Raw genomic sequence first — 13,263 nt, 5'->3', positions numbered from 1 at the left:
ATGCCAGAGACTAGAGTCGTGTCGATCGAGAGTTGATCTGAGGGACGGAGGCAATGCCGTTTCCGATGATCAGGCTTGGAAGTGCGCCCCGGAAGATGAGGGCGGTTCCGCTGGACTGCATCTGTTTTGAGGAGAACGCGACGTTTCCATGAACAGCAACGACGACGTTCACAAGGTCAGGGAATTCGAACATCCGGGCGAAGGGCGCCGGCGCGCCAAGGCCACGCCCAAGGGGCGGCAGGTCGACCCGACCGCGGCCCACGAGATCGAGCAACTGCTCGGCGACAGACCACGGCGGCGCGACCTGCTGATCGAATATCTGCACCTGATCCAGGACAAGTACCACCAGATCTCGGCCGCGCATCTCGCCGCGCTCGCCGATGAGATGAAGCTCGCCTTCGCCGAGGTGTTCGAGACCGCGACCTTCTACGCGCATTTCGACGTGGTGAAGGAAGGCGAGCCAGACATTCCGCCGTTGACGATCCGTGTCTGCGATTCCCTCACCTGTGCGATGCTGGGCGGCGAGCAGCTGCTGCAGGATTTGCAGAGCAGCGCCGGTCCAGGCATGCGCGTGGTGCGCGCGCCCTGCGTCGGACTGTGCGACGCAGCGCCGGTCGCGGAAGTCGGCCACCATTTCGTGCATCAGGCGACGGCCGCCGAAGTGCTGGCCACGGCAGAGCGCGGCGACGTCCATGCGCACCTTCCCGCCTATGTCGACTACGACGCCTATGTGAAGGACGGCGGATACAAGCTGCTGTCGCGGTTGCGCTCGGGGCAGATCACCCGGGACGAGATCCTCAAGCCTCTGGAAGATTCCAGCCTGCGCGGTCTCGGCGGCGCAGGCTTTCCGACAGGGCGTAAATGGCGCGCGGTTCTTGGCGAACCCGGTCCACGGCTCATGGCGGTCAACGGTGACGAGGGCGAACCGGGCACCTTCAAGGACCGCCTCTACCTCAACAGCGACCCGCACCGTTTTCTCGAAGGCACCCTGATCGGCGCGCATATCGTGGAGGCGTCCGAGGTCTACATCTACATCCGCGACGAATATCCGGCGGCACGCGCGATCCTCGAGCGCGAGATCGCAAAGTTGCCGGCGGGCGGACCGACGCTGCACATGCGTCGTGGCGCCGGCGCCTATATCTGCGGCGAGGAATCCTCGCTGCTCGAAAGCATCGAGGGCAAGCGCGGTCTGCCCAGGCACAAGCCGCCTTATCCTTTCCAGTCCGGCTTGTTCGGTCTGCCGACGCTGATCAACAACATCGAGACGCTGTGGTGGGTGCGCGACATCGTCGAGAAAGGCGCCGACTGGTGGAACAGCCACGGTCGCCACGAACGCCACGGCCTGCGCAGCTTTTCGGTGTCGGGGCGCGTGAAAAATCCGGGGATGAAGCTGGCACCCGCCGGCATCACCGTGCGCGAGCTGATCGACGAATATTGCGATGGCATGGCCGACGGCCACCAGTTCTACGCGTATCTTCCGGGCGGCGCGTCCGGGGGCATCCTGCCGGCGTCGATGGACGACATCCCGCTCGATTTCGGTACGCTGGAGAAATACGGCTGCTTCATCGGTTCCGCGGCGATCGTGATCCTGTCGCAGAAGGACAGCGTGCGCGCGGCGGCGCTGAACCTGATGAAGTTCTTCGAGGACGAGAGTTGCGGTCAGTGCACGCCGTGCCGCGTCGGAACCCAGAAGGCGGCGCTGCTGATGCAGAGGCCGGTCTGGAACCGCGCACTTCTGGAAGAATTGAGCCAGGCGATGCGCGACGCCTCGATCTGCGGGCTTGGACAGGCGGCATCGAATCCGCTGGCCACCGTGATCAAATATTTCCCTGACGAGTTCAAGGAAGCGGCCGAATGACCAAGGTTACATTCGAACTCGACGGCAAGCAGGTCGAGGCCAATCCCGGCGAGACGATCTGGCAGGTCGCAAAGCGCCAGGGCCGCGAGATTCCGCATCTGTGCTATTCGCCGGCGCCCGATTATCGCCCCGACGGCAATTGCCGCGCCTGCATGGTCGAGATCGAGGGTGAGCGCGTGCTGGCTGCGTCCTGCAAGCGCACGCCGTCGGTCGGCATGAAGGTGAAAACCGAGAGCGCGCGCGCAGTATCCGCACAGAAGATGGTGATGGAGCTGCTCGTCGCCGACCAGCCGGCGCGCGAGACCTCGCACGATCCGGACTCGAAATTCTGGCATTGGGCCGAGACGACAGGCGTCACCGAGAGCCGCTTCCCCGCCGCCGAGCGCTGGGCGACCGACGCCAGCCATCCGGCGATGCGCGTCAATCTCGACGCCTGCATCCAGTGCGGCCTCTGCGTGCGCGCCTGCCGCGAGGTTCAGGTCAACGACGTCATTGGCATGGCCTATCGCAACCATGGCTCGAAGATCGTGTTCGACTTCGACGATCCCATGGGCGAGTCCACCTGCGTTGCCTGCGGTGAATGCGTGCAGGCCTGCCCGACCGGCGCGTTGATGCCGGCCGTGATGCTCGACGAGAAGCAAACGCGTGTCACCTATCCCGACCGGAAGGTCGACTCGCTCTGCCCGTTCTGCGGCGTCGGCTGCCAGGTCACCTACGAGGTCAAGGACGAGAAGGTGATCTATGCGGAGGGCCGCGACGGTCCGGCCAATCACAATCGTCTCTGCGTCAAGGGCCGCTTCGGCTTCGACTACATCCACCATCCGCATCGGCTGACCAAGCCGCTGGTGCGGCTGCCGAATGCGAAGAAGGATTCCAACGACCAGGTCGATCCGGCTAACCCTTTCACGCATTTCCGCGAAGCGAGCTGGGAAGAAGCGCTGGACATCGCCGCAAAGGGTCTGGTCAAGATCCGCGACGAGAACGGCGTGAAGGCGCTGGCCGGCTTCGGCTCGGCCAAAGGTTCCAATGAAGAGGCCTATCTGTTCCAGAAGCTGGTGCGTACCGGCTTCGGCTCCAACAATGTCGACCACTGCACCCGGCTGTGTCACGCCTCCTCGGTCGCTGCGCTGTTCGAGGGCCTGAGCTCGGGCGCGGTGTCGGCGCCGTTCGCAGCCGCGATGGATGCCGAGGTCATCATTGTGATCGGCGCCAACCCGACCGTGAACCATCCCGTCGCCGCGACCTTTATCAAGAACGCCGTCAAGCAGAATGGCGCGAAACTGTTCGTGATGGATCCGCGCCGGCAGACGCTGTCGCGGCACGCGACCAAGCATCTGCAGTTCAAGCCCGGCTCCGACGTCGCCATGCTGAACGCGATGATCAACACGATCATCACCGAAGGCCTGACCGACGATCAGTACATCGCCGGCTACACCGAGGGGTTCGAGGACCTCAAGGAGAAGATCAAGGAGTTCACGCCGGAGAAGATGGAAGCAATCTGCGGCATCCCGGCGCAGACCCTGCGCGAGGTCGCGCGGATCTATGCGCGCGCAAAGTCGTCGATCATCTTCTGGGGCATGGGCATCAGCCAGCACGTTCACGGCACCGACAATGCGCGCTGCCTGATCGCGCTGGCGCTGATCACCGGCCAGGTTGGCCGTCCAGGCACCGGCCTGCATCCGCTACGCGGCCAGAACAACGTGCAGGGCGCCTCCGACGCCGGCCTGATCCCGATGTTCCTGCCGGATTATCAGCCCGTCGGCCGCGACGATTTGCGCGGGGCTTTTGAAAAGATGTGGGACCAGGATCTCGATCCCGTCCGCGGCCTGACCGTGGTCGAGATCATGAACGCGATCCATGCCGGCGAAATCAACGGCATGTATATCGAGGGTGAAAACCCCGCGATGTCCGACCCCGATCTTCAACATGCGCGGCAGGCGCTCGCCAAGCTCGACCATCTCGTGGTGCAGGATCTCTTCGTCACCGAGACCGCCTTCCACGCCGATGTCATTTTGCCGGCCTCGGCCTTTGCCGAAAAGGAAGGCTCGTTCACCAACACCGATCGCCGCGTGCAGCTCGCGCGCCAGGTCGTCAAGCCGCCGGGCGATGCCCGCCAGGATCTCTGGATCATCCAGGAGATCGGCAAGCGCATGGGCCTGCCTTGGAATTATGCCGGTCCGGGCGACGTCTTCACCGAGATGGCGCAATTGATGCCGTCGCTGAAGAACATCACCTGGGAACGGTTGGTGCGCGAAGGCGCCGTCACCTACCCCGTCGACGGTCCCGACGTGCCCGGCAACGAGATCATCTTCACCACGGGCTTCCCGACCGCCAGCGGTCGCGGCAAGATCGTGCCGGCGAAGGTCATCCCGCCGGACGAAGTGCCGGACGCCGAATATCCGATGGTGCTGTCCACCGGCCGCGTGCTGGAGCATTGGCATACCGGTTCGATGACGCGCCGGGCGCAGGTGCTGGACCAGATCGAGCCCGAGGCCGTCGCCTTCATGTCGCCAAAGGACATGCACAGGAAGAAACTGGCTCCGGGCGATTTCATTCGGCTCGAGACCCGCCGCGGCGCCGTCGAGGTCAAGGTCCGCTCCGACCGTGACGTGCCGGAGAACATGGTTTTCATGCCGTTCTGCTACGCGGAGGCGGCGGCGAACCTGCTCACGAACCCGGCGCTCGATCCGTTCGGCAAAATCCCGGAGTTCAAATTCTGCGCGGCCAGGGCGGAGCGCGCGGAAATGCGCGACGCGGCGGAGTAAGAGCCGTCTTGTTGGTTGGGCGGCTTGGTGCTGCCAAACACAACGTCATTGCGAGCGTAGCGACGCAATCCAGACTGCATCCGTGGGGATAGTCTGGATTGTTTCGTCGCTTCGCTCCTCGCAACGACGGTGGTAAACACCGTTCATGTCCAAAGTCACCCCAGCCACGCGCGCGCTCGAAGCGGCCGGAGTCGCCTTCTCCGTTCACACTTACGACTACGACCCTGATGCCGAGAGCATCGGGCTCCAGGCGGCGGCCGCACTCGGCGAGGACCCGGCGCGCGTCCTGAAGACGCTGATGGCGCTGGTGGACGGCAAGCCGGTCTGCGTCGTCGTTCCGTCCGACCAGGAAGTCTCGATGAAGAAGCTCGCCGCTGCCGCCGGCGGGAAGTCCGCACAGATGATGAAGCCGCCCGAAGCCGAGCGCGTCACCGGCTACAAGGTTGGCGGCATCAGCCCGTTCGGGCAGCGCAAGCTTGTGCGCACTGTGATCGAGCAGAGCGCGCTCGCGCATAACCAGGTCTTTCTCAACGGTGGCCAGCGCGGCTTGCAGGTTCGGCTCAAGCCCACCGACGTGCGGGATGTCCTGAAAGCGGTCGCGGCGGATGTGCTCGCCTGAAGAAGCTTGATGGCGAGGTTGCGATTGTCTCAATCGCGCTCTCGGTGCCCGGCCCGATGGTCGGCTGATTCCTTAGCCAAGTCACTCAGATCGGCAAGCGTGGTGCGTCCGTCGCCCTGATTTCCTGACGCTGTCCCACAACATCGGCCGGACTTGAGTTCACGCGCGGGGTCTGTATAGATCTGCAGTAGAAATAGAATATCGTTCCGCCTAATAGAACGAAGAAAGTCCGAGGGACGAAACGATGGAATCCCAACGCGTCCACCCAAGCGCTGATCCGCCGGTGACGTACACACAAGAGGCGATCTTCGAAGGCTTCAGGGCCATCCCGGAATTGCTGGCGCGCGACGCGGCGCTGACAGCGCGCGGCCGCTGGCTCGACGTCGATTGCCTGCTCGGGCCGACCACGCAGCCGTTTCATGTCGCGATCCGCGCCGGACAGATTGTCGACATGACGCCTGCGCCGGTCCTGATGCGATCCTGGCGTTTCGCCTATCGCGCGACGCCGGCCGCATTCGCCGCCTATTGGCAGGCTATGCCGCCGGCCGGCTGGCATGACGTGCTGGCGTTGACCAAGCGCGGGCAGGCGAGCCTCGAAGGCGATCTGCATCCCTTCATGGCGCATTTGCAATACTTCAAGGACGTTCTCGCGCTGCCGCGCCAAAACGGCTTTGGGGGTGCGTCATGAGTGGCTTCATCGAACCGATCGTCGGCCGCTACGTGCACGTCGAGATCGACGGCGAGATCAACCGGATCTATTTCGAGGAGAACGGCAGCGGCATTCCGCTGGTCTGTCTGCACACCGCAGGTTCCGACGCCCGGCAGTGGCGCCATCTGCTCGCGGACGAGGAGTTCACAAAAAACTTTCGCGTGATCGCCTTCGACATGCCTTGGCACGGCAAGTCCAATCCGCCCGATAGCCAATATGCCAGCGAATACCGGCTAACCACCGCGAGCTACACCGCAACCATCCGCGCCTTCTGCAAGGCGCTCAAGCTGGAGCGGCCGGTGGTGATGGGCTGCTCGATCGGTGGCCGCATCGTGCTCAATCTTGCTATCGAACATGCGCGTGAATTTCGCGCGCTGATCGGGCTCGAGTCAGCCGACTTCCAGCAGCCCTGGTACGACACGGCCTGGCTCAATCGCCCTGATATTCACGGCGGCGAGGTCTGCGCGGCGCTGGTCTCCGGGTTGATCGCGCCGAATGGTCCCGAAGCCTCACGTAACGAGACGCTGTGGGGCTACAAGCAGGGCGGTCCCGGCATCTTCAAAGGCGACCTCTATTTCTACCGGGTCGATGGCGATCTGCGCGGACGCACCAGCGCTATCGATGTCGACCAGTGCCCGCTTTATCTCCTGACCGGTGAGTACGATTTTTCCTGCACGCCGGAGGACACGCTGCGCACCGCTGCCGGCATCCCCGGTGCCAAGGTGACCGTGATGGAGCGGCTCGGCCATTTTCCGATGAGTGAGAACCCGGCGCAGTTCCGTCGCTACATCGCGCCGGTGCTGCAAGACATCCTCGACAAGCAAAATTCGTAAAAGGGAGGCGTATGTTATGAAGTTGCGTTGGATGATGGCGGCCATTCTGGCCGCCCAGACGGGCGCCGTGTTTGCGGCGGACAATGTGATCAGGATCGGCGTGCTCAACGACCAGTCCGGCGTGTTCGCCGACAATGGCGGGCGCGGCTCGGTCGCCGCGGCAAAGCTCGCAGCGGAGGACTTTGGCAACGAACTGCTCGGCAAGAAGATCGAGATCATCTCGGCCGATCACCAGAACAAGCCGGACATTGCCTCGGCCACCGCGCGAAAATGGTTCGACAATGAGGGTGTCGACATGATCGCGGACGGCGCGGCCTCCTCGGCCGGTTTTGCCATCCTGGAAGTCGCCAAGCAGAAGAATAGGATCTTCGTGATCTCGGGTCCCGGTTCGTCCGATTTCACCGGAAAGTCCTGCTCGCCCGTCAGCTTTCACTTCAACTACGACACCTACGCGCTGTCGAAGCTGACCAGCGATGCGATCACGCGTGCCGGCGGCAAGACCTGGTATTTCGTGACGGCCGACTACGCATTTGGCCACGCGCTCCAGCGTGACGCCACGAAATTCATCGAAGCGGCGGGCGGCAAGGTGATCGGCTCGGCCGCGCATCCGCTCGGCACCGCCGACTTCGCTTCGTTCCTGTTGCAGGCGCAGGGCTCGAAGGCCGACGTGGTCGGGCTTGCGACCTCGGGCGCGGACGTGCAGACCGCAATCAAGCAGGCCGGCGAGTTCGGCGTCGTCGAGGGCGGCCAGAAGCTCGCCGGTCTCCTCGTCTTCATCACTGACGTGGATTCGCTGGGACTGAAGGTTACCCAGGGCCTGCAGGTGACGACCTCGTTCTATTGGGATCTCAACGAGGAGACCCGCGCCTGGTCGAAGCGCTATGCGGCACTGATGAACGGCAAGGTCGCGAGCATGGTGCAGGCCGGCGTCTATAGCGGCGTTCATCATTATCTTGCCGCCGTGAAGGCAGCGGGCACGACGGATGCGACGGCCGTCGCCGCAAAGATGCACGAGATGAAGGTCAACGACGCCTACAACAAGGACGTTACGATCCGTCCCGACGGGCGCGTGCTGCACACGATGTATCTGGTGCAGGTGAAGAAGCCGGAGGAGTCCAAGTACAAGTACGACTACTACAAGGTCGTCAGTTCCAAGCCGGGCGAAGAGGTGTTCCGGCCGATGAGCGAAGGCGGTTGTCCGCTTGTGAAGTAAGCAGCGTCGACCGGGCGGGCACTCGTGCCCGTCCGGCGGCGAGATTTTCGAGGAGAATACGGAATGTCTGGTGTGATCGGGTTCATCGGTCTCGGCGTCATGGGCGAGCCGATCTGCCGCAATCTTTTGCGCAAGAGCGGACGGGCGATGCTTGCGTTCGATCTCGCCGCGGAGCCCTTGGCGCGGATCGTGGCCGATGGTGCGACGGCGGCGAAGTCGGTCGAAGATCTGGTCGGCGGCAGCGAGACAATTTTCCTGTGCCTGCCCAGCGCCAAACACGTGATGTCGGTATTCTCGGGCATCCTGCCGGCGATCAGGAGCGGCCAGACAGTGATCGATCTCGGCACCTCCGACGTCGGCCTGACGCGGTCCTTCGCCAAGCAACTCGCGGACAAGGGCGCGCTCTGGATAGATGCGCCGATCGCGCGCACCCGTCAGGCAGCGCAGGACGGCACGCTTAGCGTCATGGTCGGCGCGACACCCGAGCAATTTTCGAAGGTCGAGCCGCTGATCCGGCATTTCGCCACCGACGTCACTCTTTGCGGCGGCACCGGGGCGGGGCAGGTGACGAAAATCCTCAACAACATGGTGCTGTTCGAGACAGTGAACGCGCTGGCCGAGGCCGTCGCGATCGCCAAGCACAGCGGCGTCGAGCCGAAGCTGTTGCTGGAGACGCTGTCCAAGGGCTCGGCGGACAGTTTTGCACTCCGCAACCACGGCATGAAGGCGATCATCGCCCAGGAGTTTCCGCCGCGCGCCTTCTCGACCGAATATGCAATGAAGGATCTGTCCTACGCACTGGAGCTGGGTACCCAGGCCGGGCTGAATTTGCGCGGCGCAACGCTGATGCGCGAGATATTCGAGGAGACGATCGACAAGGGCATGGGCGATGCGTACTTTCCGATCATCGCTAAACTGATCGATCCCTCCGGATTCCCAGAGTAGGAGACTGTATGCCTTCGCCCGGTGTCGCAGCCGTCGACCGTGCTTTGACCATCCTCGCGGCCTTCGAGGATGCGCCGGAGCCGATGACGCTGGCCGAGCTCGCGCGTCGCACCAAGATGTACAAGAGCACGCTGCTGCGGCTGATGACCTCGCTCCAGGAGTTCGGCTATCTCGTGCAGCTCGCCGACGGCCGTTACCATCTCGGCCCGACACCGTTCCGGCTCGGCGCGGTCTACCAGCGCAGCAACAATCTGCATGATCGCGTCATGCCGCTGCTGCGCCAGCTCGTGGCCGACGGGACCGAAAGCCCGTCGTACCATGTGCGGCATGACGCCAGGCGCAGGCTCTGTGTCTTTCGCGTCGATTCCCAGCATTCGACGCTCGACCGGGTCGAGGCGGGCGCTCTGCTGCCGCTCGACCGGGGAGCGGCCGGCCGGGTCATTCTGGCCTTCGACGGCGAAAAGGGCGAGGCCTATGACGAGATCCGCGAGGGGGGCATCGCCGTGTCGTTCGGCGAGCGCGATCCGGATTGCGCCGGGCTGGCCTGTCCGGTGTTCGGTCCCGGCGGAAAATGTGTTGGTGCGCTGTCGCTCTCGGGGCCGAAGCCGCGCTTCACGCGGGACACGATCAAGACGATGACATCGCTGCTGCTGAAGGCCGCCATCCGCCTGACGCGTGCGCTGGGCGGGCCGACCGACCTGCTCGACGCTGCCCTCGCAGCCTCGGTCGATGATGCGCGTCCTGCGCGGCGGGCGCGGCGATAAGCGGTCTACTGCTTCTGCAGCAGCTTCAGCCGGCAGCGCAGCGCTTCGCGAATATGCGCGCGCGCGAGCTGTTCGGCCTTGTTGCCGTCGTGCATGGCAATGGCCTCGATGATGGCCTCATGCTCGCCGTGGCTGGTCGACGAGCGTCCCGTCACGGTGAAGGTGGTAGGGCCGAGCAGGGCGATCCAGTCCTGCAATTCGCGAGAGGCGTTATCCAGATAGCGGTTGCGCGCCGCGCGGCAGATGGCCTCGTGGAAGACGCGGTTGAGCCTCGCCATCTCGGCCGCATCGGTCTCGGAGGCCTCGACAAAAGCCTGCTCGATATCCCTGAACGCGTCGATCTCCGTCGCCGAGGCGTGTTCGGCGGCGAGGCGCGCGGCGGCGCCCTCCATGATTTCGCGCATGGCGTAAAGCTCGAGCACCTCGGAAATATCGAGGTTGCGCACGATCACCCCGCGGCCACCGGCGGGCTCCACGAAGCCGCGGGCCGCGAGTCGGCCCAAGGCTTCTCGAACCGGCGTGCGGCTGACCTTCAGCCGCTGCGCGACCTCTTCCTCGCGCAGGCGGTCGCCGGCGCGGTAGCTGCCGGCCTGAAGCGCTTCGCAGAGGGAGCGGAACACCGCTTCTCCCAGCGCCACGCCGCCGCCACGTGCGATCGATCCGCCTGCCTTTGCCGGGCGTCTGGCCATGCGTCCTCTTGGGCTGCCAAGCGCATCCTGCCTATGCACAGATGCCGCTTGCGCCGGATTTGTATATCTTTGTATACAAACGTGCGCAATGGCAGTCCGGTTGACCGGAGTCGTCGGCGGGCAGAATGTCTCTAACTTCGTCGCAGCGGGCAGACGGCATGAGCAGCAAATACGACGTGCTGGTGATCGGCGGCGGCAACGCGGCGTTGTGCGCGGCGATTTCGGCGCGCCGCGGCGGCGCCTCGGTTCTCGTGCTCGAAGGCGCGCCGAAGTTCTATCGTGGCGGCAACACCCGCCATACCCGCAACATGCGCTGCGCTCACGACGCCGCGACCGAGATCCTGACCGGCCCCTATACCGAAGAGGAGTTTTGGGAGGATCTGCTGCGCGTGACCGGCGGGAAAACCGACGAGGTGCTCGCCCGTCACATGATCCGGGAGTCCAAGGACATCCTGAACTGGATCGTGGAGCAGGGTGTACGCTGGCAGCCCTCGCTCGGCGGAACGCTGAGCCTCGGCCGCACCAACTCCTTCTTCCTCGGCGGCGGCCGGGCGATGCTGAACGCGTTATACTTGACCGCCGAGCGGCTCGGCGTAGACGTCGAATACGACGCCGAGGTCACTGATCTCGTGATCGAAGACGGCATGTTCCTTGCCGCGCGCCTCAAGCGGCCGATCAACGGCGAGACCCAGATTCGCGCGACGTCGCTGGTCGCCGCGGCCGGCGGGTTCGAGGCCAACATCGAATGGCTGAAGCAATACTGGGGCGAGGCCGCCGACAACTTCCTGATCCGCGGCACGCCCTATAACCGCGGCTCGATCCTGAAAATGTTGCTCGACAAGGGCGTGCAGGAGGTCGGCGACCCCACGCAGTGCCATGCGGTGGCGATCGACGCCCGCGCGCCGAAATTCGACGGCGGCATCATCACGCGCCATGACTCCGTCGTCTTCGGTATCGTCGTCAACAAGCACTCCCAGCGCTTCTATGACGAGGGCGAGGACATTTGGCCGAAGCGCTACGCGATCTGGGGCCGGCTGGTCGCCGCGCAGCCCGATCAGATCGCCTACATCATCTTCGATTCGACGGTCGTCACCAGCTTCATGCCGACGCTGTTTCCGCCGATTGCGGGGCAGACGGTCGCCGAACTCGCTGGCAAGCTGGAACTCGATCCGGCTGCGCTGGAGAAAACCATCACCGAATTCAACGCCGCGGTGCGCCCCGGTACGTTCGATCATACGGTCCTGGACGATTGCGTCACTGAGGGTATCACGCCGGCCAAGACCCACTGGGCGCGGCGAATCGAGACGCCGCCCTATCTCGCCTATCCGGTGCGGCCCGGCATCACCTTCACCTATCTCGGCACGCGCGTGAACAAGGAATCGCGCATGCTGATGGCTGACGGCAGGCCGTCGGCCAACATGTTCGCGGCCGGCGAGATCATGGCGGGCAACGTGCTCGGCAAGGGCTATGCGGCCGGCATGGGCATGACCATCGGCAGCGTGTTCGGGCGAATCGCAGGACGGGAAGCGGCGAAACATGCACGGAACTAGGATTCTGGACGAAGCCGATCGTCTGATGACGGTCTGCAATTCCTGCCGCTACTGCGAGGGGCTCTGCGCGGTGTTCCCGGCCATGGAGATGCGCCGCGCCTTCTCCGACGGCGACCTCAACTATCTCGCCAATCTCTGCCATTCCTGCGGCGCCTGCTACGTCGACTGCCAGTTCTCGCCGCCGCACGAGTTCAACGTCAACGTCCCGCAGACGCTGGCGGTCGCACGCGCCGAGTCCTACGCGGCCTACGCCTGGCCGCAGGCGCTGTCCGGCGCGTTTGCGCGCAACGGCCTCGTCATCAGCGTCATCGCCGCGCTCAGCATGGCGGCCTTCATCCTCGGCTTTGCCGCCTTGAACGAGCGCGGCGTGCTGTTCGGCGTGCACACCGGCCCCGGCGCCTTCTACAGACTGATGCCGCATAACACGATGGCCGTTCTGTTCAGCGCAGCCTTCCTTTACGCGATCCTCGCGCTGGTCATGAGCGTGCGCGCGTTCTGGCGCGATATCGGCACCCCGATCGGCGGACGCGCCGATGGCGGCTCGATCTTCCAAGCGATCCGCGATGCGGGCGAGCTGCGCTATCTCCACGGCGGCGGCGTCGGCTGCTACAACGAGGACGAGAAGCCGACTGACCGGCGCAAGCTGTATCATCACCTGACGTTCTACGGCTTCCTGCTGTGCTTTGCCGCAACCTCCGTCGCCACGCTGTATCACTATCTGCTCGCCCGCGAAGCGCCGTATCCCTGGTGGGACCTGCCCGTCGTGCTGGGCACGCTCGGCGGCATCGGCCTCATCATCGGACCGATCGGCCTGTTCATCGCAAAGTCACGCCGCGCGCCCGAATTGCTCGACGAGCAGCGCTACGGCATGGATGTCGGCTTCATCGCCATGCTGTTCCTGACGGGTCTCACCGGCATGCTGCTTCTGCTCCTGCGCGAGACCGCGGCCATGGGGCCGCTGCTGGCGCTGCATCTCGGCGCCGTGTTCGCGCTGTTCATCACCATGCCCTATGGCAAGTTCGTGCACGGCATCTATCGCTTCGCAGCGCTGGTGCGCTATGCGCAGGAGCGTCGCGGCGAAGCCGGCTCTTGAGGGACAGGCGGGGCTGACGTATGCCTGCGCCTTGCGACGGCGCGAATCGCCCGGGGGCCCGCTCTCATGTACATGTTTCTACCGTTTTTGCTGGCGCTGGCAGGCTGTGCCTGCATCTGGCATATCCGCTTGGGATTGAGCTATGCGCTCTGGAGCGCAACCATCCTCGTTACGGTCGCATGGTTTTTCCATCACGCGACCGATCCGCTGAAGCTCTCGTTCTGA

At 64.3% G+C, this 13,263-nt stretch carries 12 protein-coding genes; 11 read left to right on the top strand and 1 reads right to left on the bottom strand.

Annotated elements, in window-relative coordinates; genetic code table 11:
* Positions 1-148: 148 nt before the first annotated feature.
* The 8 genes from WHZ77_RS26960 to WHZ77_RS26925 all read left to right on the top strand — a co-directional run bounded on the left by WHZ77_RS26960 (position 149) and on the right by WHZ77_RS26925 (position 9,706).
* Positions 149-1,858: an NADH-ubiquinone oxidoreductase-F iron-sulfur binding region domain-containing protein gene (locus WHZ77_RS26960; RefSeq protein WP_375310731.1), complete on the top strand. Its 1,710-nt coding sequence runs from the start codon at positions 149-151 to the stop codon at positions 1,856-1,858.
* Positions 1,855-4,623 (top strand): formate dehydrogenase subunit alpha, encoded by a 2,769-nt coding sequence (gene fdhF / locus WHZ77_RS26955; RefSeq protein ID WP_375310730.1) that lies wholly within the window; start codon positions 1,855-1,857, stop codon positions 4,621-4,623. The genes WHZ77_RS26960 and fdhF overlap by 4 nt, the downstream gene beginning before the upstream one ends.
* A 145-nt stretch (positions 4,624-4,768) precedes the next feature.
* A complete protein-coding gene (gene ybaK / locus WHZ77_RS26950) occupies positions 4,769-5,242 on the top strand; it encodes a Cys-tRNA(Pro) deacylase (RefSeq protein WP_375310729.1) in 474 nt (157 codons plus the stop codon).
* A gap of 283 nt (positions 5,243-5,525) precedes the next feature.
* Entirely contained in the window at positions 5,526-5,930 is a 405-nt protein-coding gene (locus tag WHZ77_RS26945) for a hypothetical protein (protein WP_375310728.1), read from the top strand.
* Complete coding sequence (locus tag WHZ77_RS26940; protein WP_375310727.1) at positions 5,927-6,784, top strand: alpha/beta fold hydrolase; 858 nt, start codon at positions 5,927-5,929, stop codon at positions 6,782-6,784. The genes WHZ77_RS26945 and WHZ77_RS26940 overlap by 4 nt, the downstream gene beginning before the upstream one ends.
* Before the next feature lie 16 nt (positions 6,785-6,800).
* Positions 6,801-7,997 carry an ABC transporter substrate-binding protein gene (locus WHZ77_RS26935; protein ID WP_375310726.1) on the top strand — a complete coding sequence of 399 codons (1,197 nt, stop codon included), beginning with the start codon at positions 6,801-6,803 and terminating at the stop codon, positions 7,995-7,997.
* Between the two features lie 63 nt (positions 7,998-8,060).
* Positions 8,061-8,942, top strand: a complete 882-nt coding sequence (locus tag WHZ77_RS26930) for an NAD(P)-dependent oxidoreductase (RefSeq protein WP_375310725.1) — start codon at positions 8,061-8,063, stop codon at positions 8,940-8,942.
* A gap of 8 nt (positions 8,943-8,950) precedes the next feature.
* Positions 8,951-9,706 (top strand): IclR family transcriptional regulator, encoded by a 756-nt coding sequence (locus WHZ77_RS26925; RefSeq protein WP_375310724.1) that lies wholly within the window; start codon positions 8,951-8,953, stop codon positions 9,704-9,706.
* A 5-nt stretch (positions 9,707-9,711) separates the two neighbouring features.
* Here WHZ77_RS26925 and WHZ77_RS26920 read toward each other — a convergent pair whose 3' ends face one another.
* Complete coding sequence (locus WHZ77_RS26920) at positions 9,712-10,395, bottom strand: GntR family transcriptional regulator (RefSeq protein ID WP_375310723.1); 684 nt, start codon at positions 10,393-10,395, stop codon at positions 9,712-9,714.
* 158 nt (positions 10,396-10,553) lie between these two features.
* Between WHZ77_RS26920 and tcuA the strand changes: the two genes are divergently transcribed.
* From tcuA to WHZ77_RS26905, 3 genes are all read left to right on the top strand, one after another.
* Positions 10,554-11,945, top strand: a complete 1,392-nt coding sequence (tcuA, locus tag WHZ77_RS26915) for an FAD-dependent tricarballylate dehydrogenase TcuA (RefSeq protein ID WP_375310722.1) — start codon at positions 10,554-10,556, stop codon at positions 11,943-11,945.
* Complete coding sequence (gene tcuB, locus WHZ77_RS26910) at positions 11,932-13,038, top strand: tricarballylate utilization 4Fe-4S protein TcuB (RefSeq protein WP_375310721.1); 1,107 nt, start codon at positions 11,932-11,934, stop codon at positions 13,036-13,038. Before tcuA ends, tcuB begins: the two co-directional genes overlap by 14 nt.
* 66 nt (positions 13,039-13,104) lie before the next feature.
* Entirely contained in the window at positions 13,105-13,263 is a 159-nt protein-coding gene (locus WHZ77_RS26905; protein WP_375310720.1) for a DUF5993 family protein, read from the top strand.

It is taken from the genome of Bradyrhizobium sp. A5 (assembly GCF_042076515.1).
Taxonomy (GTDB): Bacteria; Pseudomonadota; Alphaproteobacteria; order Rhizobiales; family Xanthobacteraceae; genus Bradyrhizobium; species Bradyrhizobium cosmicum.
The sequence above is the reverse complement of the archived record's forward strand: the minus strand, read 5'-3'. Positions and strand labels throughout refer to the sequence as shown.